This window comes from Pseudomonas sp. A6, assembly GCF_052367875.1.
Taxonomy (GTDB): domain Bacteria; phylum Pseudomonadota; class Gammaproteobacteria; order Pseudomonadales; family Pseudomonadaceae; genus Pseudomonas; species Pseudomonas citronellolis.
Genome location: NZ_CP198970.1, coordinates 1,928,282 through 1,945,700 on the forward strand (window position 1 = coordinate 1,928,282; position 17,419 = coordinate 1,945,700).

Below are 17,419 nucleotides of genomic sequence, written 5' to 3' on the forward strand. Positions count from 1 at the left end.
CGGACGTGTAGGAGCGGGCCCTGCCCGCGAATCGCGCGCAGGGCGCGCTCCTACAAGGAAGCGCTGCCGAGGTGCTTTTCGTAGGAGCGAGCTTGCTCGCGAACGGGGTTTGCCGGTGGCGTAGGTGTTGGGCTCAAGAGCGCCCTCTCCCCAACCCTCTCCCGCAAGCGGGAGAGGGGGCTGTCCTGAGCGGCCGGAAAATCCGCAGCCATCCTGATACTCCTCCTGGCTACGTCGCCACTCCCAGCGTAGGGTGAATAACCGTTCGCGGTTATCCGCTGTTGGCCTCGGCCGCCCTCCGGGATTTCGTCGGAAATCCGCGCCACACCTGGCGCCGGCAAAGTTGGAACACTTCCTGCAGATACCCTGTCGACGCCACTCTCGGCGTCAAAAGTTTGTTGTAGCAGGGTAGGGGAGTTCGGGGTGGATCGTACGCAATTGATCGGAACAGTGCGCAGCAACCTGGCCGGCCTGGGCCGTGGCAACCTGGGTGTGCCGCTGCTGCTGCTGGCGATGCTGGGCATGATGACCCTGCCGATCCCGCCGTTCCTGCTGGACGTGCTGTTCACCTTCAACATCGCCCTGTCCATCGTCGTCCTGCTGGTCTGCGTGTACGCCCTGCGCCCGCTGGACTTCGCCGTGTTCCCGACCATCCTGCTGGTCGCCACCCTGCTGCGCCTGGCGCTGAACGTCGCTTCCACCCGCGTGGTGCTGCTCCACGGCCACGACGGCCACGCCGCCGCCGGCAAGGTGATCCAGGCCTTCGGCGAAGTGGTGATCGGCGGCAACTACGTGGTCGGCATCGTGGTCTTCGCCATCCTCATGATCATCAACTTCGTGGTGGTCACCAAGGGCGCCGGGCGCATCTCCGAGGTGAGCGCGCGCTTCACCCTCGACGCCATGCCCGGCAAGCAGATGGCCATCGACGCCGACCTCAACGCCGGCCTGATCGAGCAGGCCGAGGCCAAGAAGCGCCGCGCCGAGGTGGCCCAGGAAGCCGACTTCTACGGTTCCATGGACGGTGCCTCGAAATTCGTCCGCGGCGACGCCGTCGCCGGCCTGCTGATCCTCTTCATCAACCTGATCGGCGGCGTCGCCATCGGCGTGATCCAGCACTCCATGTCGTTCGGCGACGCCGGCAAGGTCTACGCCCTGCTGACCATCGGCGACGGCCTGGTGGCGCAGCTGCCGTCGCTGCTGCTGTCCACCGCCGCGGCGATCATGGTGACCCGCGTGTCTTCCTCCGAGGACATGGGCCAGCAGGTCAACCGGCAGATGTTCGCCTCGCCCAAGGCGCTGGCCATCTCCGCCGCCATCCTCATCGCCATGGGCCTGGTCCCGGGCATGCCGCACGTGTCCTTCATCGGCCTCGGCGCCGTGGCCGCCGGCGGCGCCTGGATGATCGTCCAGCGCCAGCGCAAGGCGGCCCAGGCCGAGGTCCAGGAAGCCCAGCGCCAGCAGGAACTGCTGCCGGCCCAGCGCAGCCAGGAAACCAAGGAGCTGGGCTGGGACGATGTGACCCCGGTGGACATGGTCGGCCTGGAGGTCGGCTACCGGCTGATCCCGCTGGTGGACCGCAACCAGGGCGGCCAGCTGCTGGCGCGGATCAAGGGCGTGCGCAAGAAGCTGTCCCAGGACATGGGCTTCCTGATGCCCTCGGTGCACATCCGCGACAACCTCGACCTGCTACCCAACGCCTATCGTTTGACGCTCATGGGCGTCAGCGTGGCGGAAGCGGAGATCTACCCGGACCGGGAGCTGGCGATCAACCCCGGCCAGGTGTTCGGCACCCTCAACGGCATCGCCGGCAAGGACCCGGCCTTCGGCCTGGAAGCGGTGTGGATCGAGCCCGGCCAGCGCGACCAGGCGCAGTCCCTGGGCTACACCGTGGTGGACGCCAGCACCGTGGTCGCCACCCACCTCAACCAGGTGCTGCACAAGCATGCCCACGAGTTGCTCGGCCACGAGGAAGTCCAGCAACTGCTGCAACTGCTGGCCAAGACCTCGCCGAAGCTGGCGGAAGAACTGGTTCCGGGGCTGATTTCCCTGTCCACCCTGCTCAAGGTCCTGCAGAACCTGCTGCAGGAACAGGTGCCGGTGCGCGACATCCGCACCATTGCCGAGGCCATCGCCAACGTTGCCGCCAAGAGTCAAGATCCCGCCGCCATGGTGGCAGCGGTACGCGTGGCGCTGAGCCGCGCAATCGTCCAAGGCATTGTGGGACTAGAGCCGGAGCTGCCTGTGATCACCCTGGAACCCAGGTTGGAACAGATCTTGCTCAACAGTATGCAGAAGGCCGGGCAAGGTTCGGAAGACGGCATTCTGCTGGAGCCGGGCATGGCGGAAAAACTGCAACGCTCGCTGGTCGAGACCGCGCAGCGCCAGGAAATGCTCGGCAAGCCGGCGATCCTGCTGGTGGCCGGGCCGATCCGCGCGATGATGTCGCGTTTCGCGCGGATGGCGGTGCCGAGCATGAGCGTGCTGGCCTACCAGGAAATTCCGGATAACAAGCAAGTCACCATCGTCGCCACCGTTGGACAGAACTGAAGGACAGCGCCATGCAGGTTAAACGCTTCTTCGCCGCCGATATGCGTCAGGCCATGAAACTGGTCCGTGACGAGCTGGGCGCGGATGCCGCCATCATCGGCAACCGCCGGGTCGCCGGCGGTGTCGAGCTGACCGCGGCGCTGGACTATCAACCGCCGGCAGCGGCCAGCAAGCCGAACCCGGCGCTGGAGGCCGAGCTGCGCCAGACCCAGGCGCGCATCGCCCAGGCCCGCGCCGAGCTGGACAGCCCGGTGCGCGCCGCCGCCACCGCGCGCAAGGACCGTCAATTGTACGGCGCCGAGCCGGCCAAGCGCCCGAGCCTGGCCGAGGCCATGGCCGCCCCGGCGCCCGCCGCCGCGCCGGCCGCCGTCAGCCAGCAGGCGCTGGATGCCATGCGCTTCGAACTCAACGGCCTGCGCGAGCTGCTCGAAGTGCAGCTGGGCTCCATCGCCTGGGGCCAGCTGCAGCACCAGCGTCCGAAGCAGGCCGGCCTGTGGCGCCGCCTGCAGCGCATGGGCCTGCCGGCGGACCTGAGCCGCCAACTGCTCGAACGCGTGGCCTCCATCGCCGATCCCAAGCAGGCCTGGCGCATGCTCCTGGCCCACCTGGCGCGCTCGATCCGCACCCCCGAAGAAGACCTGCTGGAGCAGGGCGGGGTGATCGCCCTGGTCGGCCCGGCCGGCATGGGCAAGACCACCACCCTGGCCAAGCTGGCGGCGCGCTACGTCCTCAAGTACGGTGCGCACAACCTGGCGCTGGTCAGCATGGACAGCTTCCGCCTGGGCGCCCAGGAGCAGATCAAGTCCCTGGGCCGCATCCTCAACGTACCGGTGAGCCTGGTCGACCCTGGCCAGTCGCTGCTGCAGGCCATGGCGCCGCTGGCGGGCAAGCGCCTGGTGCTGATCGACACCGCCGGCCTGCCGGCCAGCGACCCGGCGCTGCGCATGCAGCTGGAAGCCCTGGCGGCGCAGAGCCTGAACGTGAAGAATTACCTGGTGCTGGCCGCGACCAGCCAGAGCCAGGTGCTCAAGGCTGCCTTGCACGCCTATCGCAGCTGCGGCCTGGCCGGTTGCATACTGACCAAGCTGGACGAGGCGGGCAGCCTGGGCGAAGCCCTGGCGCTGGCGATAGCACAACGCTTGCCGGTTGCCTATCTGGCGGACGGGCCGCGAATTCCGGATGATCTGCAGGTGGCGCGCGCGCACCAGCTGGTCAGCCGCGCGGTCAGCCTGCAGGCTCCTGAGGAGCCGTGCGAAGACACCATGGCCGGCATGTTCGCCGGCCTCTATCAGCAGCCGGCGCGACACGTCGGCTGACGGATTCCAGGGGCGCTCCCGCACGCGGGGGCGCCAGGCGGATACGGATGCTCGAGCAGATCCGTAAGCGCTGGTGGCGGGAGAGCACCGCGACCGGCAGACCCAGGCGCCAGCCGCGCCGGGGACGATGAAGAGACAAGGTAAGACTATGGGTATGCATCCCGTTCAGGTAATCGCGGTCACCGGTGGCAAGGGTGGCGTCGGCAAGACCAACGTCTCGGTGAACCTGGCGATGGCGCTGGCCGACCTCGGCCGCCGCGTCATGCTGCTGGACGCCGACCTCGGCCTGGCCAACGTCGACGTGCTGCTGGGGCTTTCGCCCAAGCGCACCCTGGCCGACGTCATCGAAGGCGAATGCGACCTGCGTGACGTGATCCTCCAGGGCCCCGGCGGCATCCGCATCGTCCCGGCGGCCTCGGGCACGCAGAGCATGGTGCAGCTCTCGCCCATGCAGCACGCCGGGCTGATCCAGGCCTTCAGCGACATCAGCGAGAACATCGACGTGCTGCTGGTGGACACTGCCGCCGGCATCGGCGATTCGGTGGTCAGCTTCGTCCGCGCGGCCCAGGAAGTGCTGCTGGTCGTCTGCGACGAACCGACCTCGATCACCGATGCCTATGCGCTGATCAAGCTGCTCAACCGCGACTACGGCATGACGCGCTTCCGCGTGCTGGCGAACATGGCGCACAGCCCGCAGGAAGGGCGCAACCTGTTCGCCAAGCTGACCAAGGTCACCGACCGCTTCCTCGACGTGGCGCTGCAATACGTCGGCGCCATCCCCTACGACGAGTCGGTGCGCAAGGCCGTGCAGAAGCAGCGCTCGGTCTATGAAGCCTTCCCGCGCAGCAAGGCCTCGCTGGCCTTCCGCGCCATCGCCCAGAAAGTCGACAGCTGGCCGCTACCGGCCAACCCGCGCGGGCACCTGGAGTTCTTCGTCGAGCGCCTGGTGCAGCATCCGACCACGGGTTCGACCGTATGATGAGCGGCTCCGGAGCGCTTATGTACAGCAAGACGCAGGCGCGCAATTCCCAGGAAGAGCTGATCCAGCGCTATGCGCCGCTGGTCAAGCGGATCGCCTATCACCTGCTGGGTCGGCTGCCGGCCAGCGTGCAGGTGGAAGACCTGATGCAGGCCGGGATGATCGGCCTGCTCGAGGCGGCGAAGAAGTACGACCAGGGCAAGGGCGCCAGCTTCGAGACGTACGCCGGCATCCGCATCCGCGGGGCCATGCTCGACGAGGTGCGCAAGGGCGACTGGGCGCCGCGTTCGGTGCACCGAAACACCCGCATGGTGAGTGACGCCATCCGCACCATCGAGGCGCGGACCGGACGCGATGCTAAAGATCAGGAGGTCGCTGCCGAACTCAATATGAGTCTCGACGATTACTACGCGATCCTGAGCGACACCCAGGGCAGCCGCCTGTACAGCTTCGACGACCTGCTGCAGGAAGGCGCCCAGGGCCCGGCGGAAGACACCACGCACCTGGACAACGAGCCCTCCCACGGCCTGGAGGACGAGCGTTTCCAGCAGGCGCTGGCCGACGCCATCACCAAGCTGCCGGAGCGCGAGCGCCTGGTGCTGGCGCTGTACTACGACGAGGAGCTCAACCTCAAGGAGATCGGCGAGGTGCTGGGGGTCAGCGAGTCGCGCGTCAGCCAGCTGCACAGCCAGTGCGCCGCGCGCCTGCGGGCCCGGCTCTCGGAGTGGCGGGCGCACTGAGCGACCGGTGGACGCAAGGAAGTAACGGAATTTTCCGGCGGGGCGTATAGAATCCCGTCGGTTCGACACTGCTGGCCCTTTGCTATGAGGGCGGCGAAAAGGGCGGGGCACCCCGCCACCGACAAGCAACACGGCAGGCGCCGCCAAGGGCGCCCGCCCAAGGGTATTCAAGGCGCGCCCGCCACGGCGCGCCGGGACTGGACGGAGGCAGGTTTGGACAAGAACATGAAAATTCTCATCGTGGACGACTTCTCCACGATGAGGCGCATCATCAAGAACCTCCTGCGTGACCTGGGGTTCACCAACACCGCGGAAGCCGATGACGGCACCACCGCGCTGCCCATGCTGCACAGCGGCAACTTCGACTTCCTCGTCACCGACTGGAACATGCCCGGCATGACCGGCATCGACCTGTTGCGCGCGGTGCGCGCCGACGAGCGCCTGAAGCACCTGCCGGTGCTGATGGTCACCGCCGAGGCCAAGCGCGACCAGATCATCGAAGCGGCCCAGGCCGGGGTCAACGGCTACGTGGTCAAGCCTTTCACCGCCCAGGTGCTGAAAGAGAAGATCGAGAAGATATTCGAGCGGGTCGGCGGCTGAAGCCGACCAAGAGGGCGTCATGGATCTCGTCAACGAATCCAAGGGGGGCGACTTCGAGTCGACCCTGAAGAAACACGCGCGCGAATTGGTCGAGAGCCTGGAGCGCGGCGAAGTGCAGCAGGCCGTGCAGCTCATCCAGGAGCTCAACGAGGCCCGCGACCGCGGCCTCTACCAGGAGGTCGGCAAGCTCACCCGCGAACTGCACAACGCCATCGTCAATTTCCAGATCGACCCGCGCTCGCGCCACGCCGAGGAAATGTCGCAGATCGCCGACGCCACCGACCGCCTGTCGTACGTGGTGCAGATGACCGAGAAAGCGGCCAACCGCACCATGGACCTGGTGGAAGAGTGCACGCCGCTGGTCGGCCACATCGAGGGCGAGGCCAAGGAGCTGCAGGAACAGTGGTCGCGCTTCATGCGCCGCGAGCTGGGCCCGGAGGCCTTCCGCGAGCTGGCCAAGCGCGTCGAGGCCTTCCTCTACAGCAGCGCCCAGGACAGCCGCAAGCTCTCCGCGCACCTGAACGACATCCTGCTGGCGCAGGACTTCCAGGACCTCACCGGGCAGGTGATCAAGCGCGTCACCAGGCTGGTCACCGAGGTGGAGAGCAACCTGGTCAAGCTGGTCTGGATGGCCGGGCAGGTGGATCGCTACGCCGGCATCGAGCACGACCACGAGGGCCTGCGCACGGCGGTGGAAAAAGAAAGATCGTCCAAGGGTGAAGGTCCGCAGGTTGCTGCCGATAAGAGAGTGGACGTCGTATCCGGTCAGGACGATGTCGATGACCTGTTGTCCAGCCTTGGTTTTTGAGGTGTGTGAACACACCGTGGGGAGCACCGAATGAGCTTCGACGCCGATGATGAGATCCTCCAGGACTTTCTGGTGGAGGCCGGCGAGATTCTCGAGCAACTGTCCGAGCAACTCGTCGAGCTGGAAAGCCGGCCCGACGACATGGACCTGCTCAATGCCATCTTCCGTGGTTTCCACACCGTCAAGGGCGGCGCCGGCTTCCTCCAGCTGAACGCCCTGGTGGAGTGCTGCCACATCGCGGAGAACGTCTTCGACATCCTGCGCAAGGGCGAACGCCGCGTCACCTCCGAGCTGATGGACGTGGTCCTGCAGGCGCTGGACACGGTCAACGTCATGTTCGCCCAGGTCCGCGACCAGGAAGAGCCGACCCCGGCCACCCCGGAGCTGCTCGCCGCGCTGGCGCGCCTGGCCGAGCCGGGCGACGACGACGCCGTCGAAGCCGCGCCCCGGGAGGAAGCCGCCGCGCCGGAGCCCGCCGCCGAGCCGGCCGCCTATGGCGACATCACCGACGCCGAGTTCGAGCAACTGCTCGACGCCCTGCAGCCGGGCAGCCAGGCCGCGCCGGCCGAACAGCCGCCGCAGGCTGAAGCGCCACAGGCCGAGGCCGCCGGCACCGGCGACGAGATCACCGACGACGAATTCGAGGCCCTGCTCGACCAGTTGCATGGCAAGGGCCAGTTCAGCGGCGCCAGCAACCAGCCGGAAGAGCCGGCCGCCGCTGCGCCCGCTCCGGCCGAAGCGCCGGCCGCCGGCGACGAGATCACCGACGACGAGTTCGAAGCCCTGCTCGATCAGCTGCACGGCAAGGGCAAGTTCGGCGCTGCGGCGGAAGAACCCGCTGCGCCGGCCGAAGCCGAGGCGCCCGCCGCCACCGGCGACAACATCACCGACGACGAATTCGAAGCGCTGCTGGACCAACTGCACGGCAAGGGCAAGTTCAGTGCCGACGCTGCCGCCACTCCGACCCCGCAAGCCGTCCCCGCGCCGGCCAAGGCTGTCGAGCCGGCCGCCGTGGCCAAGCCCAAGCCCGCGCCCAAGCCGGCCGCCAAGCCCGCGGACAGCCCGCGCCCGGCCGCGGCTCCCGCGCCGGCCCACGAAAAGAGCGCCAGCGAGGCGGAAACCACGGTGCGCGTGGACACCGCGCGCCTGGACGAGATCATGAACATGGTCGGCGAGCTGGTGCTGGTGCGTAACCGCCTGGTGCGCCTGGGCAGCAACAGCGGCGACGAAGCCATGGCCAAGGCCGTGGCCAACCTCGACGTGGTCACCGCCGACCTGCAGATGTCGGTGATGAAGACGCGCATGCAGCCGATCAAGAAGGTCTTCGGACGCTTCCCGCGGCTGGTGCGCGACCTGGCGCGCAACCTGAAGAAAGAGATCAACCTGGAGCTTGTGGGCGAGGAGACCGACCTGGACAAGAACCTGGTCGAGGCCCTGGCCGACCCGCTGGTGCACCTGGTGCGCAACGCCGTGGACCACGGCATCGAGTCGCCCGAGGAGCGCGAGGCCGCCGGCAAGGCGCGTGGCGGCCGGGTGGTGCTGTCCGCCGAGCAGGAGGGCGACCACATCCTGCTGTCGATCTCCGACGACGGCAAGGGCATGGACCCGGACATCCTCCGCGCCAAGGCGGTGGAGAAGGGCCTGCTGGACAAGGACGCCGCCGAGCGCCTGAGCGAGTCGGACTGCTACAACCTGATCTTCGCCCCGGGCTTCTCGACCAAGACCGAGATTTCCGACGTGTCCGGCCGCGGCGTCGGCATGGACGTGGTGAAGACCAAGATTTCCCAGCTCAACGGCATCATCAACATCTACTCGGCCAAGGGCCAGGGCTCGAAGATCGTCATCAAGGTGCCGCTGACCCTGGCGATCATGCCGACGCTGATGGTGATGCTGGGCGACCAGGCCTTCGCCTTCCCGCTGGTCAACGTCAACGAGATCTTCCACCTCGACCTGTCGCGCACCAACGTGGTCGACGGGCAGGAGGTGGTGATCGTCCGCGACAAGGCCCTGCCGCTGTTCTACCTCAAGCGCTGGCTGGTGCCGGGCGCCGAGTGCGACGAATCCAGCGAGGGCCACGTGGTGATCATCTCGGTGGGCACCCAGCGCATCGGCTTCGTGGTCGACCAGTTGGTGGGCCAGGAAGAAGTGGTGATCAAGCCCCTGGGCAAGATGCTCCAGGGCACCCCCGGCATGGCCGGGGCGACCATCACCGGCGACGGGCGCATCGCGTTGATCCTCGATGTGCCGAGCATGCTCAAGCGCTACGCGCGGCGTATCTGATCCGGCGCGCGGGGACGCCCGCGCCCGCAAGGCTTTAATCAGGAGTGTTTATGGCTGTCAAAGTCCTGGTAGTGGACGATTCGGGATTCTTCCGCCGCCGCGTCTCGGAGATTCTTTCCGCCGACCCGCAGATCCAGGTGGTCGGCACGGCCACCAACGGCCGCGAGGCGATCGAGCAGGCGCTGGCGCTCAAGCCCGACGTCATCACCATGGACTACGAGATGCCGCTGATGGACGGCATCACCGCGGTGCGCAACATCATGCAGCGCTGCCCGACGCCGGTCCTGATGTTCTCCTCGCTGACCCACGAAGGCGCCCGCGTCACCCTCGACGCCCTGGACGCCGGCGCGGTGGACTACCTGCCGAAGAACTTCGAGGACATCTCGCGCACCCCCGAGAAGGTGCGCCAGCTGCTCTGCGAGAAGGTCCACAGCATCGCCCGCGCCAACCGCCGCTATGCCTCGGTCCTCAGCGCGCCGAGCAGCAGCGCCAGCGCCCCGGCGCCGGCCAGCAGCGCGCCGCGCGCTTCCGCGCAGCCGGCGCCTGCCTCGGCCCCGGCGGCCTCCGCCGCGCCAAAGCGTAAGCCCTACCGGCTGGTCGCCATCGGTACTTCCACCGGTGGGCCGGTAGCCTTGCAGCGGGTGCTGACCCAGCTGCCGGCCAACTTCCCTGCACCCCTGGTGCTCATCCAGCACATGCCGGCGGCCTTCACCAAGGCCTTCGCCGAGCGCCTGGACAAGCTCTGCAAGATCAGCGTCAAGGAAGCCGAGGACGGCGACCACCTGCGCCCCGGCCTGGCCCTGCTGGCGCCCGGCGGCAAGCAGATGATGATCGACTCGCGCGGGGTGGTGCGCATCCTCCCCGGCGACGAGCGACTGAACTACAAGCCCTGCGTCGACGTCACCTTCGGCTCGGCGTCCAAGGCCTACGGCGACAAGGTCCTGGCGGTGGTCCTCACCGGCATGGGCGCCGACGGCCGCGAGGGCGCGCGGATGCTCAAGCAGAGCGGCAGCCAGGTGTGGGCCCAGGACGAGGCCAGCTGCGTGATCTACGGCATGCCCATGGCCATCGCCAAGGCCGGCCTGGCCGACGCCGTGTACAGCCTCGACGACATCGGCCGGCACCTCTCCGAGGCCTGTGGCTGATGGATGTGCTGAGCCTCGTTGGCCTGATCCTCGCGCTGGTCGCCATCATCGGCGGCAACTTCCTCGAGGGTGGGCACATCAGCGCCCTGGCCAACGGTCCGGCGGCGCTCATCGTGGTCGGTGGCACCCTGGCCGCGGCCCTGGTGCAAACCCCGGTGCTGGTGCTCAAGCGCGCCCTGAGCCTGCTGCGCTGGATAGTGCTGCCGCCGAAGGTCGACCTGCCCGGCGGCATCAACCGCGTGGTGGGCTGGAGCATGACCGCGCGCAAGGAAGGCCTGCTGGGCCTGGAGACCATCGCTGACGCCGAGCCCGACCCCTACGCCCGCAAGGGCCTGCAGCTGCTGGTGGACGGCGTGGAGCCGGAGGCCATCCGCAGCATCCTCGAAGTCGACCTGTTCAACCAGGAAGGCCGCGACCTGCAGGCCGCCAAGGTGTTCGAAGCCATGGGCGGCTATGCGCCGACCATCGGCATCATCGGCGCGGTCATGGGCCTGATCCACGTGATGGGCAACCTGGCCGACCCCAGCCAGCTGGGCAACGGCATCGCCGTGGCCTTCGTCGCCACCATCTACGGCGTGGGCATGGCCAACCTGCTGCTGCTGCCGGTGGGCAACAAGCTCAAGAGCCTGGTGATGCGCCAGTCCAGCTACCGCGAGATGCTGATGGAAGGCCTGCTGTCCATCGCCGAGGGCGAGAACCCGCGCTCCATCGAACTGAAGCTGCAAGGCTTCGTCGGCTGAGGGGCGCTGCGCCATGGCCCGTCGACCGCCCCGCGAGGAGCACGAGAATCACGAGCGCTGGCTGGTGTCCTACGCGGACTTCATCACCCTGCTGTTCGCCTTCTTCGTGGTCATGTACTCCATCTCCTCGATCAACGAGGGCAAGTACAAGATCCTCTCCGAGACGCTGACCGGCGTGTTCAACCAGCCGGACCGTTCGATCAAGCCGATCCCGGTGGGCGACGACCGCCCGCGCACCACCCAGCAGCCCAACGACGCCATGCAGCAGGGCGGCGACGACAACGTCGACGGCGACCCGCTGACGCAGATCGCCGATGCCGTGCGTGAGCAGTTCGGCGACCTGATCGGCAGCGACCAGTTGAGCGTGCGCGGCAACGAGCTGTGGATCGAGATCACCCTCAACTCCAGCCTGCTGTTCCCCAGCGGCGACGCCATGCCGGCGGACGCCGCCTTCGGCATCGTCGAGAAGGTCGCCAGGATTCTGGCGCCCTACCAGAACCCCATCCACGTCGAGGGCTTCACCGACAACGTGCCCATCCACAACGCCCAGTACCCCACCAACTGGGAGTTGTCCACGGCGCGGGCAGCGAGCATAGTCCGCCTGCTGGCCCAGGACGGCGTCGCCCCCTCGCGCCTGGCCGCGGTGGGCTACGGCGAGTTCCAGCCGGTGGCGGACAACGCCAGCGCCGAGGGCCGCGCGCGCAACCGCCGGGTGGTGCTGGTGATCTCCCGCAACCTGGAAGTGCGCCGCAGCGTGAGCGGCGTGGGCAGCGCCAAGGCGCAGCCCGATGGCGCCCTGCGGCAGGCTGGCACGCAACCTGCACCGGTGGCTGCCAGTGGTGCGCCCGCGGCCGGAGGCGTCAATTCCCCGCCGCCGGCGCCGGCCCCTGGAAGCTGAGAAAGATGAAGTACATGAACCGAGCATACGGACCGGGGAGAGCAGCATGAAAGTCTGGGCGGTAGCCAACCAGAAGGGCGGCGTCGGCAAGACCACCTCGTCCATCGCCCTGGCCGGCCTGCTGGCCGACGCCGGCAAGCGCGTGGTGGTGGTCGACCTCGACCCCCACGGCTCCATGACCAGCTACTTCGGGCACGATCCGGACACCCTGGAGCACAGCGTCTTCGACCTGTTCCAGCACCAGGGCGCGGTGCCCGAGGGCCTGCCGCGGCAACTGCTGCTGCCCACCAGCCACGAGAAGATCGCCCTGCTGCCGTCGAGCACCGCCCTGGCCACCCTGGAGCGCCAGTCTCCCGGGCAGAACGGCCTGGGCCTGGTGATCTCCAAGGCCCTGGCGCAGCTGTGGCAGGACTTCGACCACGCCATCATCGACAGCCCGCCGCTGCTGGGCGTGCTGATGGTCAACGCCATGGCTGCCAGCCAGCACCTGGTGATCCCGGTGCAGACCGAATTCCTCGCCCTGAAGGGCCTGGAACGCATGGTCAACACCCTCAACATGGTCAACCGCTCGCGGCGCCAGGCGCTGCCCTTCACCATAGTGCCGACGCTGTTCGACCGCCGCACCCAGGCCTCCATCGGCGCCCTGCGCATGCTGCGCGACACCTACCCGGAGACCCTCTGGCCGGCGTTCATCCCGATCGACACCCGCCTGCGCGACGCCAGCCGCCACGGCGTGGTGCCGTCGCGCCACGATGCCAACAGCCGCGGGGTGATCGCCTACCGCGCGCTGCTCAAGCACCTGCTCGGCCAGGTGCCGGCGAGCCAGGTGGCCTGAGCGATGTTTTTCCGACGGCTGCCTTCAAGTCCGGGCCCGGTCCAGCCGATAGACTGGGTGAACCCTTTGCGCGGATTTTCTGCATGAGCCGTTCCGCTACCGCCACACGCCCCCAGCTCGCGCTGCAGTCCTACCTGGACGCGCTGCTGCAGGAGGCCACATTCGACGATTTCGAGGTCGAGGCGCCGGCCCCCGCGCCGGCCGCCCCGGTCCTGGCCGCCGTGCCGGCTCCCGCGCCGGCGCCGGTCGCCGAGCCCGTCAGCAGCGTCAGCCTCGACGAGTTCGAGGCCGCGGTGCTCGAGGAACAGGTGCGCGATGCCCACCGCGTCACCCGCGCCGCTGTCCCGCTGCCGGTGGCCGAGGCGCCGTTGCCCGTCGCGCCGGTGGTCGAAGCCGCTCAGCCGGTGGAGGCTGCCGACGAGGTGATCGACCTGCACCGCCCGGGCAGCGCGCAGATGCCCCCGGCGCCGCTGGCGCTGCTCGACGACGGCCGCCCGGAGTGGGCCGCCGAGCCCTTCGAGTGCCTGCTGTTCGACGTCGCCGGGCTGACCCTGGCGGTGCCGCTGGTGTGCCTGGGCTCCATCTACCCGCTGGCCGGCAAGGAACTGACGCCGCTGTTCGGCCAGCCGGACTGGTTCCTCGGCATCCTGCCCAGCCAGTCGGGCAACCTGAAGGTGCTGGACACCGCGCGCTGGGTGATGCCCGAGCGCTACCGCGACGACTACCGCGAGGGCCTGCAGTACGTGATTTCCGTGCAGGGCTACGAATGGGGCCTGGCGGTGCACCAGGTCAGCCGCTCGGTGCGCCTGGACCCGTCCGAGGTGAAATGGCGCAGCCAGCGCCAGCAACGCCCGTGGCTGGCCGGCACGGTGATCGAACAGATGTGCGCGCTGCTCGACGTCTCGGCCCTGGCCGGGCTGATCGACAGCGGCGCGCTCCGCAGCCAGGCCCGTCACTGACGGGCCGGCAACGCAATTGAACGACAACCGCCGCGCTACCCTTGAAGCGTGGCCGAACACGAGAGGCTAGGGATATGAACAAGACGTCTGCGCAAGGTGCCGAGGATCCGATCCTGCAGTGGGTCACCTTCCGTCTGGACAACGAGACCTACGGCATCAACGTGATGCAGGTCCAGGAAGTGCTGCGCTACACCGAGATCGCCCCGGTGCCGGGCGCGCCCAGCTACGTGCTGGGGATCATCAACCTGCGCGGCAACGTGGTCACCGTCATCGACACCCGTCAGCGCTTCGGCCTGGCTCCGGCGCCGGTCTCGGACAACACCCGCATCGTCATCATCGAGGCGGACAAGCAGGTGGTGGGCATCCTGGTCGACAGCGTCGCCGAGGTGGTCTACCTGCGCCAGTCGGAGATCGAGACCGCGCCCAACGTCGGCAACGACGAGTCGGCCAAGTTCATCCAGGGCGTGTGCAACAAGAACGGCGAGCTGCTGATCCTGGTCGAGCTGGACAAGATGATGACCGAGGAAGAGTGGTCGGAGCTGGAGAGCATCTGAGGTGCTCGAGCTCGTCATCCTGCTCGCCGTCGCCTGCCTCGGCCTGGGCGGCTTCTGCGCCTGGCTGCTGCAGGGGCAGCGCCGCCAGGCCGCGCAACTGGCCGAGCAGGCCGCGCGCCAGGCCGCCCTGGAACAGCGCCTGAAGGAGCTGGCCAAGCGCAGCGAGGCCTACCAGCGCGTCAACGTGCGCATGGGCGAGGAACTGGGCGAGCTGCGCAAGCAACTGGCCAACCTGCCCGAGCGCCTGGCGCGCCTGGAGCAGCGCGACCCCACCAGCCTGTCCTTCACCCAGGCCGCGCGCCTGGCCGGGATGGGCGCCTCGGCCGCCGACCTGGCCCAGGCCTGCGGGCTGTCCCAGGCCGAGGCGGAGCTGATCACCCGCCTGCACAGCGGCCACAAGCCCGAGGAATGATGCCGGGCGACCGCTCGGTATACCCTTAGGTGCTTTTCGGATTTGTCCGATCTCTTTCCTCGGAAGCTGTCTTTACAGTGGCTGCTGTCGCCATCTTCGAGGAAACCGCCATGTTGCCGCTGTCGCGCCGCACCCTGGTGTTCTGCCCGCATCCCGGCTGCCTGCAGCAGTACGGCATCCTGCTGAACCGCCTGGAAGTCTTCCACCTGAGCCTGTGCGTGAGCCTGGCCGAGGTGGACCAGGCGCTGTCCGGCGGGCAGCACTACAACCTGTTCATCTACGACAAGTTCAGCCTCTGCGAGGACGACCTCGCGACCCTGCTGCACCTGAGCCGCAACCCGCAGATCCAGCAGTTCCTGCTGGTCGGCAGCTTCAGCGACACGCAGCGCCGCGAACTGCTGGACTGGGCCTGGAACCAGCACGTGCCGTTGCTGCAGGTGCTGGAACGGCCCTTCAGCCTCGGCCAGCTGCGCGCAGTTGTCGCCAGCCTTGTCGACTATTCCGAAGCCGACCAGGGAAGCTTCCCGGGTGCCCACCCGCTGGTTCCCAGCGAGGCCCCGTCGTTGAAGCCGGTCCGCGGCATGCCGGAGTGGCCGGCGCGCGGGTAGGGCTGGCGTCCGCAAAGCCACGCCATCGATAGCGAAGGCACTTCACCCTGAAGTGCCTTCGCTGTTTCACTAGGGCCGCAACATCAACGCCTTCGCGGCATTCTCTGGCGCTCGCGGCGCCGGGCTCTTGCCCTTGAGGTACCAGGCGAAGGCGATGATTTCCGCCAGGGTGCGGTACAACGGCTCGGGGATGGCGTCGCCCAGTTCCAGGCGGGCCAGCAGGCGCACCAGTTCGCCGTTCTCGTAGATCGGCACTTCGTGTTCGCGGGCGATGGCCAGGATGGCTTCGGCCAGTTCGGCGTCGCCCTTGGCGCTCAGCGTCGGGGTGTTCTGCCCGTCGTAGTTGAGGGCGATGGCCTGGCGCGGCGCGGTCTGTCTGTTCATGCCTTTTCGTCCACCCAGCGTTGTTCCAGTGCGGTGCGTGCGCCTTGTGGCGCGCGGCCTTTGTTGCAGCACAGTTCGCGCACGGTGAAGCCGGCGTCCTGCAGGCGCTGGCGCAGGTAGCCGAGTTCGCTTTCCATCAGGCTCGCGGTGCTTTCGCGCTCGGCCCAGAACTGGCTGCTCAGGCCCAGCGGCGCCAGGGTGGCCTGGACCTGCAGCGGCCCCAGCGGGTCGAGGTCGAAGGCCAGGTCGATGCGCCACAGGCTTTCCCGCGGCTGCTCAGGGTCCTGGGATTCGCGCCTGTCCTCGTGCTGGATGCGCACCTGCAGCGGCACCAGCGAATCCTCGGCGCGCATGGGCACTTCCATCTGCCAGGTGTGCAGTTGGCCGCCGCCGCGCAGCGGCTCGCTCTGCACCAGGCTGCTCAGCTGGTGCGTCTGCAGCCGCGCCACGGCGGCCGCGGCCAGTTTCAGCAGGGACTCCAGGTCGTCTTCGTCTTCCAGCTTCTGCAGCATGCGCGAGGGCAGCGGGAAGTCCGCCTGCTGCAGGCGCGGGCTGCCGTTCTGGTTGAGCGCGCCCAGGGCGTTGCGGACGAAGGCCGGCAGGCTGCTGGCCAGGTTGGCGGCGGCGTTGTTGGCGAGGTTCGCCAGCAAGCCCGGCGCGGCGCTGCCCTGCCCGGTGGGCAGGAGCTGGCCGAGCAGGCGCAGCAGGTTGGCCTTGAAGTCGCCCGGCAGCGGCGCCAGTCCCTGGAGCAGGCGCGCCTCGAGGAAGCCGCCGCTCTGTTGCAGGGCCTGGGCCAGGCCCTTGGCGTCGCTCAGCTGGCGCACGTCGGGCAGGCCGGCGAGCAGGCGCTCGACGGCACCGCGCAGGGCCTCGGGCAACTGGTTGCCGGCCTTCAGCGCCAGCAGGTTGTCGAGCAGGCCCTCGGTCGAGGCCTGGCGGGCCTGCTGGGTGCCCAGCTGGCTGGTCAGTTCGAGGCGGTCGAGGCGCCCGGCCAGGGGCAGGAAGAGCAGGGCGCGGCTGTCCTGGACCTGGGCGCTGAGCAGGCTGCCGGCCTTCAGCGGGCGCGCCGAGTCGATGTCCAGCAGGCGGCCGGCCAGGGGGCCGCCGAGCAGGCTGAGCAGCACCCGGTAGCTGGCCGGCTGCGCCGGGGTGCCGCCTTGGGGCGTGCTGGACACTACCTTGCCCTGCAGCAGGCTGCCCACCGGCAGTTGTTCCAGGTCGAGGCTGTCCAGCGGCGGCAGGTCGCCCAGCGCCTGCTGGGCGCTGGAGAGCAGGGTGGCGGCCAGGCTGGTGGCGCTCAGGGCGGAAATGTTCAGGGTGCTGCCCTGGGGCAGGGCCTGCGGGCTCTCGGCGGTGACCAGCGTCTGCTGGCCGCCGGCCAGGGTCAGGCGCAGCAGCAGCTGGAAGTTGTAGGCCGCCTGCTTCACGCCCAGCACCTCGGCCTGGGCGCTCTGCCCGGGCGGCAGCAGGTCGCCCAGGCTGCGGGCGAGCGTGAGCGACAGCTGCGCGGCGTTCTGCACGGAGCGGCTGGCCGTGGCCATGGGGAGCGGGCGGGAAGCGCCAATCTCGCTCGGCATCTGCGTCCTTCAGGGCTTGCGGCGCATCGTCGCGGGG

At 68.5% G+C, this 17,419-nt stretch carries 17 protein-coding genes; 15 read left to right on the forward strand and 2 right to left on the reverse strand.

Annotated features, from left to right (window positions below):
• The first annotated feature begins 423 nt into the window (after nucleotides 1-423).
• From flhA to ACTWJ5_RS08850, 15 genes are all read left to right on the forward strand, one after another.
• The gene (gene flhA, locus ACTWJ5_RS08780) at nucleotides 424-2,547 is read left to right on the forward strand and encodes a flagellar biosynthesis protein FlhA (protein WP_009621090.1); all 2,124 of its coding nucleotides are present in this window, start codon (nucleotides 424-426) and stop codon (nucleotides 2,545-2,547) included.
• 11 nt (nucleotides 2,548-2,558) lie between these two features.
• Nucleotides 2,559-3,863 carry a flagellar biosynthesis protein FlhF gene (flhF, locus tag ACTWJ5_RS08785; protein WP_253391233.1) on the forward strand — a complete coding sequence of 435 codons (1,305 nt, stop codon included), beginning with the start codon at nucleotides 2,559-2,561 and terminating at the stop codon, nucleotides 3,861-3,863.
• A 127-nt stretch (nucleotides 3,864-3,990) separates the two neighbouring features.
• Nucleotides 3,991-4,842 carry a flagellar synthesis regulator FleN gene (gene fleN / locus ACTWJ5_RS08790; RefSeq protein WP_370311049.1) on the forward strand — a complete coding sequence of 284 codons (852 nt, stop codon included), beginning with the start codon at nucleotides 3,991-3,993 and terminating at the stop codon, nucleotides 4,840-4,842.
• Nucleotides 4,839-5,582, forward strand: a complete 744-nt coding sequence (fliA, locus tag ACTWJ5_RS08795) for an RNA polymerase sigma factor FliA (RefSeq protein WP_116425725.1) — start codon at nucleotides 4,839-4,841, stop codon at nucleotides 5,580-5,582. The genes fleN and fliA overlap by 4 nt, the downstream gene beginning before the upstream one ends.
• A 225-nt stretch (nucleotides 5,583-5,807) precedes the next feature.
• Nucleotides 5,808-6,182, forward strand: coding sequence for a chemotaxis response regulator CheY (locus tag ACTWJ5_RS08800; RefSeq protein ID WP_009621098.1), 375 nt, complete (start codon nucleotides 5,808-5,810; stop codon nucleotides 6,180-6,182).
• Nucleotides 6,183-6,201: 19 nt separating this feature from the next.
• On the forward strand, nucleotides 6,202-6,990 hold the full coding sequence (locus ACTWJ5_RS08805; protein WP_009621100.1) for a protein phosphatase CheZ: 789 nt from the start codon (nucleotides 6,202-6,204) through the stop codon (nucleotides 6,988-6,990).
• 30 nt (nucleotides 6,991-7,020) lie between these two features.
• Entirely contained in the window at nucleotides 7,021-9,270 is a 2,250-nt protein-coding gene (locus ACTWJ5_RS08810) for a chemotaxis protein CheA (RefSeq protein ID WP_444438194.1), read from the forward strand.
• Nucleotides 9,271-9,320: 50 nt separating this feature from the next.
• A complete protein-coding gene (locus tag ACTWJ5_RS08815; protein WP_116425727.1) occupies nucleotides 9,321-10,415 on the forward strand; it encodes a protein-glutamate methylesterase/protein-glutamine glutaminase in 1,095 nt (364 codons plus the stop codon).
• The gene (locus ACTWJ5_RS08820) at nucleotides 10,415-11,155 is read left to right on the forward strand and encodes a flagellar motor protein (protein ID WP_074984733.1); all 741 of its coding nucleotides are present in this window, start codon (nucleotides 10,415-10,417) and stop codon (nucleotides 11,153-11,155) included. The genes ACTWJ5_RS08815 and ACTWJ5_RS08820 overlap by 1 nt, the downstream gene beginning before the upstream one ends.
• Nucleotides 11,156-11,168: 13 nt before the next feature.
• Complete coding sequence (motD, locus tag ACTWJ5_RS08825; protein ID WP_069863804.1) at nucleotides 11,169-12,053, forward strand: flagellar motor protein MotD; 885 nt, start codon at nucleotides 11,169-11,171, stop codon at nucleotides 12,051-12,053.
• Nucleotides 12,054-12,099: 46 nt separating this feature from the next.
• Nucleotides 12,100-12,888, forward strand: coding sequence for a ParA family protein (locus tag ACTWJ5_RS08830; RefSeq protein ID WP_074984731.1), 789 nt, complete (start codon nucleotides 12,100-12,102; stop codon nucleotides 12,886-12,888).
• An 83-nt stretch (nucleotides 12,889-12,971) separates the two neighbouring features.
• Nucleotides 12,972-13,847 (forward strand): CheW domain-containing protein, encoded by an 876-nt coding sequence (locus ACTWJ5_RS08835; protein WP_074984729.1) that lies wholly within the window; start codon nucleotides 12,972-12,974, stop codon nucleotides 13,845-13,847.
• 74 nt (nucleotides 13,848-13,921) lie between these two features.
• A complete protein-coding gene (locus ACTWJ5_RS08840) occupies nucleotides 13,922-14,401 on the forward strand; it encodes a chemotaxis protein CheW (RefSeq protein WP_009621111.1) in 480 nt (159 codons plus the stop codon).
• Between the two features lies 1 nt (nucleotide 14,402).
• Entirely contained in the window at nucleotides 14,403-14,813 is a 411-nt protein-coding gene (locus ACTWJ5_RS08845) for a DUF2802 domain-containing protein (RefSeq protein WP_444438197.1), read from the forward strand.
• 77 nt (nucleotides 14,814-14,890) lie between these two features.
• A complete protein-coding gene (locus ACTWJ5_RS08850; protein ID WP_145923864.1) occupies nucleotides 14,891-15,421 on the forward strand; it encodes a hypothetical protein in 531 nt (176 codons plus the stop codon).
• A gap of 69 nt (nucleotides 15,422-15,490) precedes the next feature.
• Here the strand turns inward: ACTWJ5_RS08850 and ACTWJ5_RS08855 are convergent, their stop codons facing one another.
• Both ACTWJ5_RS08855 and fliK read right to left on the reverse strand, forming a co-directional pair.
• Nucleotides 15,491-15,805, reverse strand: coding sequence for an EscU/YscU/HrcU family type III secretion system export apparatus switch protein (locus tag ACTWJ5_RS08855; protein WP_249919204.1), 315 nt, complete (start codon nucleotides 15,803-15,805; stop codon nucleotides 15,491-15,493).
• The gene (fliK, locus tag ACTWJ5_RS08860; RefSeq protein WP_444438199.1) at nucleotides 15,802-17,382 is read right to left on the reverse strand and encodes a flagellar hook-length control protein FliK; all 1,581 of its coding nucleotides are present in this window, start codon (nucleotides 17,380-17,382) and stop codon (nucleotides 15,802-15,804) included. The genes ACTWJ5_RS08855 and fliK overlap by 4 nt, the downstream gene beginning before the upstream one ends.
• Between the last annotated feature and the right edge of the window lie 37 nt (nucleotides 17,383-17,419).

Coding starts and splice junctions, on each gene's coding strand:
- motD (WP_069863804.1), top strand. CDS start 11,169: ATGGCCCGTCGACCGCCCCGCGAGGAGCACGAGAATCACGAGCGCTGG.
- ACTWJ5_RS08810 (WP_444438194.1), top strand. CDS start 7,021: ATGAGCTTCGACGCCGATGATGAGATCCTCCAGGACTTTCTGGTGGAG.
- ACTWJ5_RS08855 (WP_249919204.1), bottom strand. CDS start 15,805: ATGAACAGACAGACCGCGCCGCGCCAGGCCATCGCCCTCAACTACGAC.
- ACTWJ5_RS08815 (WP_116425727.1), top strand. CDS start 9,321: ATGGCTGTCAAAGTCCTGGTAGTGGACGATTCGGGATTCTTCCGCCGC.
- ACTWJ5_RS08840 (WP_009621111.1), top strand. CDS start 13,922: ATGAACAAGACGTCTGCGCAAGGTGCCGAGGATCCGATCCTGCAGTGG.
- ACTWJ5_RS08820 (WP_074984733.1), top strand. CDS start 10,415: ATGGATGTGCTGAGCCTCGTTGGCCTGATCCTCGCGCTGGTCGCCATC.
- ACTWJ5_RS08830 (WP_074984731.1), top strand. CDS start 12,100: ATGAAAGTCTGGGCGGTAGCCAACCAGAAGGGCGGCGTCGGCAAGACC.
- fliA (WP_116425725.1), top strand. CDS start 4,839: ATGATGAGCGGCTCCGGAGCGCTTATGTACAGCAAGACGCAGGCGCGC.
- fleN (WP_370311049.1), top strand. CDS start 3,991: ATGAAGAGACAAGGTAAGACTATGGGTATGCATCCCGTTCAGGTAATC.
- fliK (WP_444438199.1), bottom strand. CDS start 17,382: ATGCCGAGCGAGATTGGCGCTTCCCGCCCGCTCCCCATGGCCACGGCC.
- ACTWJ5_RS08835 (WP_074984729.1), top strand. CDS start 12,972: ATGAGCCGTTCCGCTACCGCCACACGCCCCCAGCTCGCGCTGCAGTCC.
- ACTWJ5_RS08800 (WP_009621098.1), top strand. CDS start 5,808: ATGAAAATTCTCATCGTGGACGACTTCTCCACGATGAGGCGCATCATC.
- ACTWJ5_RS08805 (WP_009621100.1), top strand. CDS start 6,202: ATGGATCTCGTCAACGAATCCAAGGGGGGCGACTTCGAGTCGACCCTG.
- flhF (WP_253391233.1), top strand. CDS start 2,559: ATGCAGGTTAAACGCTTCTTCGCCGCCGATATGCGTCAGGCCATGAAA.